At 61.4% G+C, this 15,067-nt stretch carries 11 protein-coding genes; 5 read left to right on the top strand and 6 right to left on the bottom strand.

The window, feature by feature from the left end:
- Positions 1 to 9: 9 nt before the first annotated feature.
- On the top strand, positions 10 to 1,413 hold the full coding sequence (locus A0U94_RS12070) for a nucleobase:cation symporter-2 family protein (RefSeq protein ID WP_077803499.1): 1,404 nt from the start codon (positions 10 to 12) through the stop codon (positions 1,411 to 1,413).
- Between the two features lie 119 nt (positions 1,414 to 1,532).
- Here the strand turns inward: A0U94_RS12070 and A0U94_RS12065 are convergent, their stop codons facing one another.
- From A0U94_RS12065 to A0U94_RS12050, 4 genes are all read right to left on the bottom strand, one after another.
- Positions 1,533 to 2,510 carry a DUF3034 family protein gene (locus tag A0U94_RS12065; protein WP_077803498.1) on the bottom strand — a complete coding sequence of 326 codons (978 nt, stop codon included), beginning with the start codon at positions 2,508 to 2,510 and terminating at the stop codon, positions 1,533 to 1,535.
- A 178-nt stretch (positions 2,511 to 2,688) separates the two neighbouring features.
- Positions 2,689 to 4,041, bottom strand: coding sequence for a guanine deaminase (guaD, locus tag A0U94_RS12060; protein ID WP_167369383.1), 1,353 nt, complete (start codon positions 4,039 to 4,041; stop codon positions 2,689 to 2,691).
- 10 nt (positions 4,042 to 4,051) lie between these two features.
- Complete coding sequence (locus A0U94_RS12055; protein ID WP_077803497.1) at positions 4,052 to 5,293, bottom strand: DUF6056 family protein; 1,242 nt, start codon at positions 5,291 to 5,293, stop codon at positions 4,052 to 4,054.
- A complete protein-coding gene (locus tag A0U94_RS12050; protein ID WP_149026766.1) occupies positions 5,277 to 5,762 on the bottom strand; it encodes a hypothetical protein in 486 nt (161 codons plus the stop codon). Before A0U94_RS12050 ends, A0U94_RS12055 begins: the two co-directional genes overlap by 17 nt.
- A 167-nt stretch (positions 5,763 to 5,929) precedes the next feature.
- On the opposite strand from A0U94_RS12050, the gene trhO reads away from it, so the two are divergent.
- The 3 genes from trhO to A0U94_RS12035 all read left to right on the top strand — a co-directional run bounded on the left by trhO (position 5,930) and on the right by A0U94_RS12035 (position 8,053).
- Complete coding sequence (gene trhO, locus A0U94_RS12045; RefSeq protein WP_077803495.1) at positions 5,930 to 6,871, top strand: oxygen-dependent tRNA uridine(34) hydroxylase TrhO; 942 nt, start codon at positions 5,930 to 5,932, stop codon at positions 6,869 to 6,871.
- 8 nt (positions 6,872 to 6,879) lie between these two features.
- Positions 6,880 to 7,407 carry a hypothetical protein gene (locus A0U94_RS12040; RefSeq protein WP_077803963.1) on the top strand — a complete coding sequence of 176 codons (528 nt, stop codon included), beginning with the start codon at positions 6,880 to 6,882 and terminating at the stop codon, positions 7,405 to 7,407.
- Between the two features lie 211 nt (positions 7,408 to 7,618).
- The gene (locus tag A0U94_RS12035) at positions 7,619 to 8,053 is read left to right on the top strand and encodes a hypothetical protein (RefSeq protein ID WP_077803494.1); all 435 of its coding nucleotides are present in this window, start codon (positions 7,619 to 7,621) and stop codon (positions 8,051 to 8,053) included.
- Between the two features lie 30 nt (positions 8,054 to 8,083).
- On the opposite strand, the gene uvrA is transcribed toward A0U94_RS12035, so the two are convergent.
- Positions 8,084 to 11,131 carry an excinuclease ABC subunit UvrA gene (uvrA, locus tag A0U94_RS12030; RefSeq protein ID WP_077803493.1) on the bottom strand — a complete coding sequence of 1,016 codons (3,048 nt, stop codon included), beginning with the start codon at positions 11,129 to 11,131 and terminating at the stop codon, positions 8,084 to 8,086.
- 132 nt (positions 11,132 to 11,263) lie between these two features.
- On the opposite strand from uvrA, the gene ssb reads away from it, so the two are divergent.
- On the top strand, positions 11,264 to 11,863 hold the full coding sequence (ssb, locus tag A0U94_RS12025; RefSeq protein WP_077803492.1) for a single-stranded DNA-binding protein: 600 nt from the start codon (positions 11,264 to 11,266) through the stop codon (positions 11,861 to 11,863).
- Positions 11,864 to 12,004: 141 nt separating this feature from the next.
- Here ssb and A0U94_RS12020 read toward each other — a convergent pair whose 3' ends face one another.
- Entirely contained in the window at positions 12,005 to 15,052 is a 3,048-nt protein-coding gene (locus tag A0U94_RS12020) for a Hint domain-containing protein (protein WP_244178005.1), read from the bottom strand.
- Between the last annotated feature and the right edge of the window lie 15 nt (positions 15,053 to 15,067).

The raw sequence follows: 15,067 nt of genomic DNA, 5'->3' as shown, positions 1-15,067 counted from the left end.
GGGCTTTTCATGACTGCCGAGAATGCCGCGATGACCGGTCTGCATCCCGTTGACGAGAAACTGCCGGTCTGGCGGCTTGGGGCCTATGGGTTGCAGCATGTGCTGGCGTTCTATTCGGCGGCGGTCATTGTCCCGATCCTTGTGGCGGGGGCGCTGCATCTGCCGCGCGAGACGCTGATCCATCTGATTGACGCGGATCTGTTCACCTGCGGGATTGCGTCGCTGCTTCAGGCGGTGGGGTTTGGCCCGGTCGGGGTTCGGCTGCCGCTGTTGCAGGGTGTGACGTTTACTGCCGTGGGGCCGATGATTGCCATTGGCTCTGCCGTGGGCGGCGGGACGCCGGGGCTGTTGTCCATTTACGGGTCGGTCATCGTGGCGGGGTTCGTGACGTTGCTGATGGCGCGGCATTTCGCCGGGCTGGTGCGGTTTTTCCCGCCCGTCGTGACGGGGTCCATCATTCTCATCATCGGTCTGGCGCTGTTGCCGGTGGCGGCGAATGATATTGTCTCGGGGGCCAGTCCGTCCGTGATGCAGGACCATGTTCCGTTGCGGAGCATCTGGTACGGGCTGGGTACGCTGGCGTCCATTCTGGTGATCCAGCGGCTGTTTCGCGGGTTTATTGCCACGATTGCCGTGCTGATCGGACTGGTTCTGGGAACGCTGGTGGCCTGGATACTGGGCGATGCGAATTTCGGGGAGGTGTCGTCCGCGCCGCTTCTGTCCATCACGCATCCCTTCTATTTCGGGATGCCGACGTTTCATCCGGTCTCGATCCTGTCGATGGTGATCGTCATGACGATTTCCATGATCGAGACGATCGGCAACGTCTATGCGACGGGTGAAATCGTTGACAAGCCGATCACGTCCGAAGACATCGCGCGCACGCTTCGGGCTGATGGAATCGCGACCATGCTTGGTGGCGTGCTCAACTCGTTTCCCTATACGTGCTTTGCCGAAAATGTCGGGCTGGTGCGGATGACGGCGGTGAAAAGCCGCTGGGTCGTGGCGGCGGCGGCGGTCATCATGATGCTGCTGGGCTGTCTGCCGCGTCTGGGTGCGCTGGTGGCTGCGGTGCCGCTTCCGGTTTTGGGTGGGGCGGCGCTGGCGATGTTTGCAACCGTGGCTGTGGTCGGTGTGCAGACGCTCTCGCGGGTTGATTTCAACCGGCAGAGCAATGTGATTATCGTGGGGACCAGCATCGGGCTGAGTATGCTCGCGACAGCGCAGCCGCATATCTCTGATACGTTTCCGATGTGGGCGAAGATCGTCTTTGGAAGCGGGATTACGCTTGGATCGCTGTCGGCGATTTCACTGCATCTGATTTTCAATGTGAAGCGGACGATTCATGAGGCAACGCATGCGACGGATGTTCCGCGTGAAGCGCTGATTGACGAGCGTATTAGGGAAGGGTGAGGCTCAGGGCTCTGCCCTGAAACCCGCCAAAGGCCGGGGGCCTCTGGACACCGTTTCATGTAATCAGGGTGCAGGGATCGAGATCCCTGCCGGGTCCGGGCAGCGCCCGGAACGCCCAGTCAGAAACCGGTCTGGGCAGAAAAATAAAAGCCCGTCTGGTTTTTGAACGTTGCGATCGTGCCAAGTGACACGTAGGCGAGCGTGATGTTCAGGTGCTTGTTGATGAAATAGCTGGTGTAGACGTCAAACCAGTTGCTTTCGTCGGTGAAGCGCTGGTTACGGGGCTTGGTGCGGTATTCCACGCCGACGATGAGGCCGGGCAGGAAGGGCGGCAGATAGCCAAGAGAGCCTTCGAACTGTGGGTGGTAGCTGTTGTCGAGGTCGCCGCCGAAGCCGATGATGCCCCACTGGTTGGCCTTGGTGAAGCGGACGGTGGTGTCGATCAGGATACCCATTTTCGGAAACAGCTTGGTGACGGCGAGATAGGCGTCTGCGCCATCGGTGTGTTTTGAGCCGACCATGTGGATGATGCGGCCGTCGCTGTCATGCTTGTACATGGCGCCGATGGCGACCTGCGGGATCAGGGTATTGTCAGCGACATGGCCGAAAAGACGGATCTTTGCGCCTGCGACGTCGAGGTCGAACTGGTAGCCGTTGCCGATGCCGAGTTTGGCCCCTGTGGCACGGGTCTGGAAGAAATTATGGGTGTAGGAAAGCTCGACGCGGTCGAAAAGACCGATCGAGGCACCGACGTTCTGGTCCCAGTAATTGGTGAGGTTCACATAGCTGTAGTGAAAGGCCATGCCTGCGCTCTTGTCGCTGCCATAGCCGCTGATGGTGGCCCAGCTTGCGAGGCCGCCGCCGCTTGAGCCTTCAAGAGACGTCATGCCGCCGGTGCCGATGGCGCGCTGTCCGTCGAAGAGCGTGCGGAACATGGACTTGCTGTTGCCGTCATTGCCCAGGGTGACCTGCGGAGCATTGGCAGTGTCGTCTGCGGCATGTGCTTTGTGCGCGGGGATGAGGGGGGTGAGGGACAGGACCGCGGTCAGGGACATCAGGGAACGGAAAGCCTGCGCGGAGGAAGAAGAACGGTGCATGGGTCCTGCTTTTAGGTCGCGAGCCCGAGGGTGAGCCAGGAGTATTCTCGCAGGTTAAATACTGCCGTCAGTATGACTGTGGAAATACTGACAAATAATTAAGATGGCCCCGCAATTTTGAAAAAATTCAGTGTCAAAAGATGGCATGGCTGTTTTCGCGCTGTGTGCACCCCTGGTATCAGGGTGCGCTGCGCTGGTGACGGAGTTCCCCGGCGACATAGGTTGCGGCGATGCTGCGGTCGTCGCCCAGCATGGTGAGGGCGAACAGGCGGTCGGCGAGGGTTTCGGCTGTCTGCGCGCGGATCCGCCCCAGAGGCGTGGCGGCGGGATCGAAGACGCAGAGATCGGCGTAGAGACCGGGCCGGATGCTGCCGATCCTGTCCTGAAGGCCGAGGGACTGTGCGCCTCCCGCCGTGGCGAGCCAGAGCCCCTGCGCGGGATGGAGTTTCGTCTGGAGCCCCTGCGCGACCTTGTAGGCGTCGGACAGGACCTGAAGCAGCGACAGGGACGGCCCGGCGCCGATGTCGCTGCCGATGCCGACGCGCACGCGGCGTTCGGGTTTGAGGGCTTCAAAGAGCGGAAAGGAACCGCTGCCGAGGAACTGGTTTGAGCCGGGACAGTGCGCGATGGAGCAGCCGGTGTCGTGACAGCGCTGGAAATCGGCTTCTTCGGCATGGACGGCGTGGGCGAGGATGGCGCGGGGGCGCAGGAGACCGGCCTTGTCGTACACGTCCAGATAGGAGCTGCGATCGGGGAAAAGTTCGCGGACCCAGGCGATTTCGGAGCGGTTTTCGAGCAGATGCGTCTGCATGAACAGGTCGGGCTTTGTGGCGAGAAGGGCGCCTGCGAGATCGAGCTGTTCGGGGGTGCTGGTGGGTGCGAAGCGGGGGGTGACGGCGTAAAGCTGGCGTCCGCGATTGTGCCACCGCGCGATGAGATCCGCGGACTGGTCGTAGCCGCTCTGGGCGGTGTCGCGCAGATTTTCCGGGGCGTTGCGGTTCATCAGGACCTTGCCTGCGATCATGCAGGTATTGAGGCGCTCGGATTCCTCGAAGAAGGCATCCACGGACTGGGGGTGGACCGTGCAGTACACGGCGGCCGTCGTGGTGCCGACGCGCAGAAGCTCGTTCAGGAACTGCCGGGCAACAGTGCGGGCATAGGTGATGTCGGCGTAGCGGGCTTCGGCGGGGAAGACGTAGTTTTCCAGCCATTGCAAAAGCTGTTCGCCATAGGAGGCGATGACCGGGAGCTGCGGGTAATGGACATGGGTGTCGATCATGCCGGCGGAAATCAGCATGTCGGGGTAGTGGTCGAGGGGCGTTCCGGGGGGGATGGTGTCGCGCAGGCTGTCCCAGGGACCGGCGGCGGTGATGCGGCCGTTTTCAGTCAGGATCAGGCCATCGGGCTCGTGATGCAGGGCATCCATGGGATCGGTGGTGAAGGGATCGGCATGGAAGGTCAGAAAGGGGCCGCGGATGGCCAGGTGGGAAATGGTGTGGGAACTGGCGTGGGAAGTGCTGCTCTGGGTCATGGGAAATACTTTATCGCAGGGAACGCGCCCGTGTCTGCGTCAGAAGGGTATGGATCAGGCCGCAGGTATAGAGGAGCAGCGTCAGGTCCAGCACGAAGAGGATGCGATGGCTGGAAGCGTAGATTGTGGGGGACAGGCCCGTCAGGATCGTGATGATGAGCCCTCCGGTCAGGAAGGAGAGGAGGGTTGCGGTGTTTTTCAGGGACAGGGCGCACCACAGGATCGAGACGAACAGGCACAGCGTGAGGAAAAACGCGACATAGGTGTTGAGAGAGACCCAGTTCAGATCATAGAGGAACCGGTCGCAGCGCAGGGCCCCGAGCAGGTGTGTGGGAAGCATGAGCAGGAGACCCTGCAGCATCACGCCCATGGCGGCCATATCCTGAAAGCCCCGGTTCTGTTTGACGAACGCCAGAAAGCAGAGGGACAGCCCGAGGGCTGCGAGAAGGATGTGGTTGTCCGGGCTGATGCTGGTGCGGTGGATGCGGTCGAGGGCGAGGGAGAGTTTTTGAAGGGTGTCGTATTGGGGGAATTCTGGCAGCCAGTTGCCGATTTCCGCGACATAGCGGCGCCCGTTTCCGGGGGCGGCGAGGACGATGGCCGAGAGGATTGCGGCGAGCGTCAGGTAGAGGGCGCTGTAAAGAGAAACCCTTCGGCTGCCCAAGGCGGACAGAGCTGTGGAAATAACTGTGCAGAACAGCAGGAGCAGGGAGGACTGTTCGATCGAACAGCCGATGGGCAGGGCTGCAAGCGACAGGAAACGCATCGTGTTTCCAGCCTCGTTCTGCCGCAGGAACACGCTGATCGAGAAAAAGGCAAAGGAGACCGGGAGCAGGTAATTGTAGAAGCCTGAGAGCCAGTAAACGGACTCTTCCGTGACCTCGTGCGGGAGGAGCAGGAAGAGCCCCATGACGAGCGGGATTCCGAAAGCGGGTTTCAGGGATGACCGCAGGGTGCAGGACCAGATGGCATAGGCCAGAAGAACCGCGCAGAACGGGATGAGGAGTTTCCAGAAGAGCGCATAGCGGATGGTTTCAGCCAGTGCGGCCTCGATGACGACCCGGCCGGACCATGTCATGTAGCGCATGTGCAGGAAAGACAGCAGGCTCCGGTGATCGAGGGCATGGCGGAACATGTCGTTGTCGATGAAAATCGACCGGTTGATGTGGGCGTCGATCCAGAAAGTCGCGATCAGGAGGAAGGCGATGAAGGCGCCGTTGCGCAGGAGCGTCGTTTTAAGAGCGGCAGACATGCGACATCCTGTAGAGCGTGTGTCCTGCGATGATGTTCAGATGGATATGTGGCGTTATCCCGGCCGGAATGCGGGCCATGGCGGTGAAGCCGTATCGGTTGTGAAACGCATTGCCGTCCGTATGGGTGGCGTGTGCGATATCGGGTCGCTCCTGAAGCCTGTAGGGAATGGACACTTCCTGCGCTCCTTCTCCGGCCGTGAGGACAAAAGAGGCTTTGGGGCCGGGCCAGAGATCTGACAGCATCCAGCCGGACACGGAGATGAATTTCGGGGTGATGTGACAGGTCTCCACGCGGGCTTTCATGGAGGAGGCGTCTGCGGAGGTGAAACTGTCCGGACTGAAGGTTCTGTGTGCCGTCCAGGCATGGCAGATGGCCAGCGTCAGAAGAAGTGAGAGGCTTATCCCGAGCACAAAGGCATGGGTCTTCAGAAGCGTGAGGCTCTGATGCAGGGCATCGGGTATCTTCATCGGTCTGCTTTGGCCGTTCGGGAGGTCCCCTGTCTGCCATCCGGGCAGCAGCCTGTCCATGCGGCCTTTCGGGCTGGTATCCCGGCTTTGGCCCTGATATTTCCGGGACTGTCTCTTTCATCCGATCGCGGCTGTGTCTGCGGTCCCGGTCGCCGGATCCCTGCCCCATGTCCGATAGTTTCGAGCCGATGCGTATTGTCGCGCTGTATCATTTCACGCCATTCGCCGACCCTGCCGCATTGCGGGAGCCGCTGCTGGAATTGTGCGAGCGTGAGGGGATCAGGGGGATTCTGCTTCTGGCGCGCGAAGGGATTAACGGCACGATTGCTGGCACGGATGAGGGTATGGAGCGCGTGATGGCGCATATCCGTGCGCTTCCGGGCTGTGCGGACCTGGAAAGCAAGGATTCCCGCGCGCCTGAACTGCCGTTCCGCCGCATGAAGGTGCGGCTGAAAAAGGAAATCGTCACGATGGGCGAGCCGGATATCGACCCGCTTCAGGGCGTGGGGCGGTATGTGGCGCCAGAAGACTGGAACGCGCTGATTTCCGATCCCGATACGATCCTGATTGATACGCGCAACGATTATGAAGTGGCGATCGGGACGTTCAAAGGCGCGGAAGACCCCAAAACGAAATCCTTCCGCGAATTTCCTGAATGGTTTCGCAAACGGCGGCAGGAACTGGAAGCGGAAGGCCGTCTGCCGAAGATTGCGATGTTCTGCACAGGCGGCATCCGCTGTGAAAAATCAACGTCCTTTGCGCGGGCGGAGGGTGTGGACGAGGTCTATCATCTCAAGGGCGGTATTCTGAAATATCTGGAGACCGTGCCTGAGGAAGAGAGCCTGTGGGAAGGCGAGTGTTTCGTGTTTGACCAGCGTGTGTCGGTGAAGCATGGGCTGGAGATCGGGACACATGATGTCTGCCATGCCTGCCGTCGGCCACTGAATGCGCATGACAAAGCCTCGCCTCTGTTCGTGCAGGGTGTGTCGTGCCCGCATTGCCATAACGAACGCACGGAAGAGCAGCGCCACCGTTATGCCGAGCGTGAGCGGCAGGAAGCGCTGGCTCAGGCGCGGCGGGCCGGGCATCTGGGTGTTCGCCAGAAATGACGGCGGTCATGTTGGTTCCTGAGGGCGTTCCGCAGGAGCCAGGTGGGGCCTGGCAGATGTTCCGGATTGCGGGGCGTTATGCGCTGATCAATGCCCTGATCGCCATCCCTCTGCATCTTCTGATTAATGCAGCGGGGTTCGGAGGAACCACCGCAACATGGAAGTACGGAGCTGTCGTTCTGGCCGTGGAGGCCGTTGTGGCTGCGCCCATTGTGGAAACGTTTCTGTACTTCTGGTTGCCAATCGTCGTGGTGCGGAAGGTGCTGGGGCAGCGGTCTGTGACGCCGTTTGTGGCGTGGCTCGCCTGTGTGGGACCATTTACTTACGCGCATTATGGCGGCGATCTGGGACGAAGTGCCCTGACCGCGATCTGTACCGGAGTGGTGGGCGGAAGCTGTTTCTATTTCTGTTTTCTGACCGCCGAGAAGAATGCGGGGATCAGTCCATTCTGGACGACAGCTCTGTGCCATGCCCTGTTCAATGGCACGGTTCTGGGCGCGTTTGGGGTGGCTTATGTTCTGGGATTTGTGTCCTGAAGAGGGGCTGACTCTTCAGGACACGACTGGGGTCAAGCTTTTGTCTTGTTGCGTGACCCGGCGGGGCGACCTCCGGGCTTCTTTTCGGGAGCTTTTTCAGCTGCCTTGTCCTTGGCTGCGACAAGCACGCGCGTTCGAAAGGCAATTTCTTGGACGGCCTGTTCAAGCAACGGCAAGCCGAGGCCATGCTATTTCCGAAAGGACAATTTCAATGATCCGCGTTGTTCTCAGCCTGATTTTTACCGTCTTTATCAGCGGCACTGCATTCGCGGGCGCCAGGCCGGAAACGTTGGAGGAGTTGACCCATAACCTCAACATTGTGCTCAACGAGGAGCTTGATGGAAAGGCATCGCTCAACGGGCGGCTGATCGTGCGCGTCGAGCGTGCCTCGATCTGCAAGTCGGCGGTCTGGACACAGAGCAACGGCGTCGGATCGCCATTGCGGCGTGACCTGCTGGAATGGGACGAGATGTTTGATGACAATCCTTGGTTTGATGCCCGGTTTCATTATTGGAAGTTCGTCTATGCCGATCATCGGATCAGCGATGTCATCTCCTTACCTCTGACAGAACACCCGGACCGTTTTGACGATACGGCAACTATCAACCTCCTGTCGTGCCAACCCAAGCATCATCATCGCCGGTGACGATGCCTGAGTCAGGCGAGCCGACCGGGTTCAGGCTTTGGTCTTGTTGCGTGACCCCGCGGGGCGGCCTCTGGTTTTCTTTTCGGTGTCGGCTTTTTCTGCGGCCTTGTCCTTGGCAGCCTTTGCCTTTTTCGCGGCTGTGCGTTCGGCTTTTGGGGGCGGCAGGCTGGCGGCGAGCATGGCCTGTGTGATCTTGGTGGCCGTGACTTTGCGCGGCTGTCTTGCGCCCGGTGCGTCCAGAAGCGGGGCGAGGAAGCGGCCGGTATGGCTGGTTTTGCAGGCAGCGATGTCTTCCGGCGTTCCGGCTGCGACGACCTGACCGCCGCCGTCTCCGCCTTCGGGGCCGATATCAATCAGCCAGTCGGCTGTCTTGATGACTTCCAGATTGTGCTCGATCACCAGAACCGTGTTGCCCTGATCGACGAGGGTGTGCAGCACTTCAAGCAGCTTGCGGACGTCTTCGGTGTGCAGGCCGGTTGTGGGTTCATCAAGGATATAGACCGTGCGGCCGGTGGCGCGTTTGGCCAGTTCCTTTGACAGCTTGACGCGCTGGGCCTCACCGCCCGAAAGCGTTGTGGCCTGCTGGCCGAGGGCGACATAGCCCAGCCCCACCTGTTGCAGGATGGCGAGACGGTCGCGGATCTTCGGGGCAGCCTGAAAGAACGGCAGGGCCTCGTCCACGGTCATGGCCAGCACGTCGGCGATGGATTTTCCGCGGAACTTCACTTCCAGCGTTTCGCGGTTGTAGCGCGCGCCTTTGCAGGTGTCGCAGGTCACGTACACGTCCGGCAGGAAGTGCATCTCGATTTTGAGAACACCGTCGCCCTGACAGGCTTCGCAGCGACCGCCCTTCACGTTGAAGGAGAAGCGGCCGGGTTTGTAGCCGCGTGCCTTGGACTCGGGGAGTTCGGCGAACCAGTCGCGGATCGGGGCGAACAGGTCCGTATAGGTTGCGGGGTTGGAGCGCGGGGTCCGGCCGATCGGGGACTGGTCGATCTCGATGATCTTGTCGAGATTGTCCACGCCTTCCAGACGGTCATAGGGGAGCGGCGTCTGGCTCGATTTCATGAGCTGGCGGGACAGCGCCTTATACAGCGTGTCGATGACCAGCGTGGATTTGCCGCCACCCGAAACACCCGTGACGGCGATGAAGGTGCCGAGCGGGAAATCGATCGTCAGATCCTTGAGGTTGTTCCCGCGTGCGCCGTGCAGGGTGAGCATGCCGCTGGGCTTGCGGCGCTCGGTCGGAACGGGGATGACCTTGCGGCCTGACAGATAGGCACCGGTGATGCTGTTGGGGTTTTTGGCGACCTCGGCCGGGGTGCCGACGGCAATGACTTCGCCGCCGAGCTTGCCCGCGCCCGGTCCCATGTCGATCAGGTAATCGGCGGCGCGGATGGCGTCTTCGTCATGTTCGACGACGATGACGGTGTTGCCGAGGCGCTTGAGGCGTTCGAGCGTGCCGAGCAGGCGTTCGTTGTCGCGCTGGTGCAGGCCGATGGAAGGTTCGTCCAGCACATACAGAACGCCCGTCAGGCCTGAACCGATCTGCGATGCCAGACGGATGCGCTGGCTTTCACCACCCGACAGGGTTGCGGAGCCGCGCGAGAGGGTGAGGTAGTCCAGCCCGACATCGTCGAGGAAGTGCAGGCGGTCGGTGATTTCGCGCAGGATACGACGGGCGATTTCGGCGCGCTGCGGCGTGAGGGTCGCTTCAACGGTGGAGAACCAGTCGAGCGCCTTGCGGATCGGCATGTCCGAGGCTTCGGCGATGTTGAGGTCCTTGACCTTCACGCACAGCGCCTCGGGTTTGAGGCGCGCGCCGTGGCAGGCATGGCAGGGTTTTTCGGACTGATAGCGCGACAGTTCTTCGCGCACCCACATGCTGTCCGTCTGGGCCATGCGGCGGCGCAGGTTCTTTAGCACGCCTTCGAACGGTTTGGTGACGATATGGACCTTCCCGCCATCGGTATAGGGAATGTCGATCGGCTCTTTCGAACCGTTGATGATGAGGTCACGCGTAGCGGGCTGGAGGTCGGACCAGGGCGTGTGCATGTCATCGCCGCAATGGCGGGCGAGGGCGGCGAGCGTCTGGTCATACCAGTCCGTGCTCGCACCCTTCCAGGGGGCGATGGCGCCTTCGGTCAGCGTCAGGCTGTCATCCGGGACAATCAGGTTTTCGTCAAAATGGGTTTCGGTGCCGATACCGTCACAAACCGGGCAGGCGCCCATCGGGGCGTTGAAGGAGAACAGGCGCGGCTCGATCTCCTCGATTGTGAAGCCGGAGACGGGGCAGGCGAAGCGAGACGAGAAGACGACATGCGCCGGGGCTTCCTTCTCGCCTGCACGTTTGACTTCCTCGGCATAGGCCAGGCCGTCCGAGAGTTCGAGGGCGGTCTCGAAGCTGTCGGCGAGGCGGGATTCGAGACCTTCCTTGACGACAATCCGGTCCACGACGACTTCGACTGTGTGGCGCGTCTTGCGGTTCAGCTCAGGGGCCTCGGCGATTTCGTACAGTTCGCCGTCGATCTTCACGCGGGTGAAGCCCTTGCGCGTCAGTTCGGCGAGTTCGCGCTTGCAGTCGCCCTTGCGGTCCCGCACGACGGGGGCCAGCAGCATCAGGCGCATGCCGTCGGGCATGGCCATGATGCGGTCAACCATCTGGCTGACGGTCTGCGCCTCGATCGGCAGGCCGGTCGCGGGGGAATAGGGGATGCCCACGCGCGCCCAGAGCAGGCGCATGTAGTCGTGAATTTCCGTGATCGTGCCCACGGTCGAGCGCGGGTTCTTGGACGTGGTTTTCTGTTCGATCGAGATGGCCGGGGAGAGGCCTTCGATGGAGTCCACATCCGGCTTGCCCATCAGTTCAAGGAACTGGCGGGCATAGGCGGACAGGCTCTCCACATAGCGTCGCTGGCCTTCTGCATAGATCGTGTCGAAAGCCAGCGAGGATTTTCCGGAGCCTGAGAGGCCCGTGATGATCGTCAGGGAATCCCGCGGGATCGTGGCGTCGATGTTCTTGAGATTATGGGCGCGGGCCCCACGGACGCGGATCGAATGATTGTCTGGAAAGCTCACGGAGACCCCGGAATGTGGAGAAAAGGCAGTTGTGAGATCGAACGCGCTTGAATGGCGTTGGATTGTTCCCCATTAGATGGGAACTTACGCACGTATGAAAAGAACAATTCGAGAAAATTGGTTGGGACGGGAATGGCAGGCAGCGTCAACAAGGTGATTCTGGTCGGGAATCTGGGCAAGGACCCGGAAGTCCGCAACACGCAGTCGGGGTCTAAGATCGTCAACCTGACCGTTGCGACGTCAGACACCTGGAACGATCGTCAGTCCGGCGAGCGCAAGGAGCGCACCGAGTGGCATCGCGTGGTGATCTTCAACGAACGGACGGCTGATGTTGCCGAGCGGTTCCTGCGCAAGGGGCGCAAGGTCTATATCGAGGGCGAACTTCGCACCCGCAAATGGACCGACCAGGCCGGCCAGGAGAAATATACGACCGAAGTCGTGATCGACCGCTTCCGGGGCGATCTGGTGCTGATCGACAGCAATCGCAGCGGTGGTGGCGATGATGGCGGTTTTGACAACGGTGGCGGCTATGGCGGTGGCAACGGCGGCGGCAATGGTGGTGGCTTCGGGGGAGGAAGCCGTGGCGGCTCCGCTGGCGGTTCGGGCGGCGGCTTTGGCGGCGGTTCCCGTGGAAATGCCGGCGGGGCTTCCGGCGGCGGTCGTTCGGGTGGCAGCAACGGTGGCTGGGACGCCCCGCCGGACAACGACCTGGACGATGAAATCCCGTTCTGAGTTCAGGGCGGATTTCGGTTCGCGGATGTAAAAAGCCCCCGGATGCTCAGGCATTCGGGGGCTTTTTTTATGTGATGCAGACAAGAAAAAAGCCCCATCCCCGGAAGGATGAGGCTTTTTGCCGTTTCAGACTGACGGACTTCAGGCCGTCAGAGCTGTTTCTTCTGCAGACGTCGTCACCAGATAGGGGCCTGCGGCCAGGATCTGGATGGCGAGCATGCCGAGGCTGTTCGGCTGACGGGCCGTCAGGGGCAGCATGGCGTTGCCGTTCGTCCAGCGGACAGGGGTGTTTTCCTGAACATCCCAGCCGCTGAGGTCTGCGTCCGTCAGGTGCTGGTCGATGCGGATCGTGTTGCCCGAGTCGAACAGCGTGACTTCACCCACCAGAACGCCGAGCTGGCGACGGTCGTCGACGAACGGTCCGACCGTTTCGCTCGGGCTGGACGTGCGGGACACGATGCGAACGCCTGTCACGTCAGACGGGATCATGAACATTGCGCGGCCGTTGGCAGTGCGGACCTGATGGATGGTCTGGCCCGTGCTGGCGACGAGGTACAGGCCGGCGTCTTCGGTCAGGGCCGGAGCGGCAACCGTGTTCTCGAGGCCTGCTGCGATGGCGCGGGCTTCGATTTCGCGGAAGATCGGCTCGACCACGTCCCGGCTGACGGACAGCGGGGCTGCTGCGTCGTCATTCCAGTTGCGCGCGCGGCCACCCAGCGAAACGACGCTGCCGTCCTGACGGAAGGACTGGCGGTTGCCGGTGTCGAGGTAGCTTTCCGTCAGCATGCCGTCTGCCATGATGACCGAGTGTTCGGCCGTTTCTACATGGAAGTAGTCATAGACGGCGATGGTACGGTCATAGACTACCGAGCGGCCATTCACGAGCATACGGGCCGGAATGAAACCGCCATTGATGAACAGGCAGTGTTCCGGCGTGACCAGCATGTCCTTGTAAGGCACGCCTTCGGCGAGTGCGCCCTGCATGATGCGGACCGGGTAACCGGCTTCCGCATCGGCCAGACCAGCCTTGGCGATCATGTGGGAGCGGCCGGCCCAGGTGACGGTGCGCTCGACGGTTTCGCCGTTCACGAATGCCAGAACCGTGCTGCCGAGGCGCAGGGTTTCGACAGCCACATCGCCTTCCGGCGTGCGGATCATGCTGCCTGCGAGGAAGCAGGGGGCGTTGCCGTTGTCTTCTACGACCCAGCCATTGCTGCCGTCCTGAACGATGGACGCATTGGCGGCGGGGACGAAGCCGTCTGCCGTATGGATGTTGCCGAAGGTCAGCAGGCGGCCGTCAGCCAGCGTGACCTGAAGCGTGTAGGACCCGTCGGTGTTCGGCGTGTAGGTGGCAGCCGTCGGCGCGGAGGACACACCGGAGATGCCGAAATGCGTATTGGAGGACACGCCGTTGATCACGACGCCCTGGGCATTCGGCGAGTCGGTGTGCAGCAGGCCATTGGCCTGGACGTACACCGTGTTGACCGTGTTCGGATCAACATTGATGGTGTTGATGTTTTCGCCCGGAGACAGGAACAGGCTGCTGTCCTGCGACAGGTTGAGCGTACCGCCCGACACCGACAGCGGATTGGTGGCAGCGCCAAGCGTGGCGTTGATCAGGTTGATCGTGCCAGCGTTGTTGACGTTGTTTGTATCGAACACGACGTTGTTGTCGTTGTTCATGATGGTGAGGACGCCACCGTCACGGTTGGCGGAGATGCCACCAAGCTCGACCCGGCTTGCGGTGTTGATCAGGATCGTGCCGCTGTTTTCGAAACCCGCCGTCGTGAAGACGTAGCCGCTATAGGTGCTGTCGGCCTGTGCGGTGATTTCCAGCGTGCTGTTCTGCCAGACGCTGAGGCTGCGGATCTGGTTGTAGGACGGCGCGTTGGCGACGACGACGTTCGGCGTGGTGTTGCCGTAATAGCCGACGTTGACGTCAGCATTCTGCTCGCTCTGCGGAACGGCGTTGCCGCTGAAGGAATTGCCGGACGTGTCAACGACATTGCCGACACCGTCATACAGCGTCCAGTTCTTCGGATCGTACCAGTCGCCACCCGTCGCGGAGCCGGTCCAGCGCCATGTGTTGTCATGGGTGTGGTAGCTGACGGAGTTGCTGCTGTACTGCGACGTGTCGCCACCGGCTGCAGCCGCTGCGGCTGCCGTTGCGGCAAGCTGCTGGTGCAGGTCGCTGGTGACATAGGATGCCGGAGCCGTTGCCGTGCCGGCGTCTTCGATGAGCCAGCCGTTCGAGCCGTCCTGGACGATCGTGGCCTGTGCAGCAGGCGTGTAGCCGTCTGCGACGTTGACCGTCGGATAGGTGATGGCGTGGCCGTTATCGAGGGTGATCGTCAGCGTGTAGGAGCCGTCGGTGTTGGCTTCATACGTGGCGGAGACCGGCTTGGAGGAGCCGCTCAGGATGCCGAAATGGGTATTCTCGGAAACGCCGTTGATGACGGTGTTCTGGACGGAGCCGCTGCTGTTGGAGAAGCGGTCGTTGACATACAGCGTGTTGACGGTTGCCGGGTCGACGTTGACCGTGGAGCCTTCGCCGTACAGGTTTGCAATGAGCGTGCTGTTCTGCTGAAGGTTGATCGTGCCGCCGGAAACGCTGATGGGCGTTGCAAGGGTGCCGAGGGTCGAGTTGACGAGATTGAGCGTGCCGTTGTTCAGCTGCGCGTCGTCAAGCGTCACATTGCCGTTGTTGTTCAGGATCGTCAGGGTGCCGTCGCCCGATGTCACGCCGCCGAGTTCGACCTTGGACGGGGTGTCAATGATGACGGTGCCGTTGTTCTGCAGACCGGCGCTTGCGAAAACGTTGCCGTTTCCACCCTGTGCGGTGATCTTCAGGGTGCTGTTCTGCCAGACGCTGAGGCTGCGGATCTGGTTGTAGAGGACGGCATTGGACACGACGACGTTTGGCGTGGTGTTGCCGTAATAGCCGACGTTGACGTCAGCATTCTGCTCGCTCTGCGGGATGGGGGTGCCGCTGAACGCGTCGGAGGACGTATCAACCGGCTGACCGGCATCCGTCAGGACCCAGTTGCTGGGATCGGTCCAGTCACCGCCCGTTGCGGGGCCAACCCAGCGCCAGGAATAGTCGTGCTCGTGAAAGCTGGTTTCGCCAGTGTTGTAGCTGGCGTTGTCACTGCCGGCGGGCGTGATGTCGTCGGTGGTCGTATCGGCCATGATCAGATCTTTCCG

Source organism: Gluconobacter albidus (assembly GCF_002005485.1).
GTDB classification, from domain to species: Bacteria; Pseudomonadota; Alphaproteobacteria; order Acetobacterales; family Acetobacteraceae; genus Gluconobacter; species Gluconobacter albidus.
The sequence above is the reverse complement of the archived record's forward strand: the minus strand, read 5'-3'. Positions and strand labels throughout refer to the sequence as shown.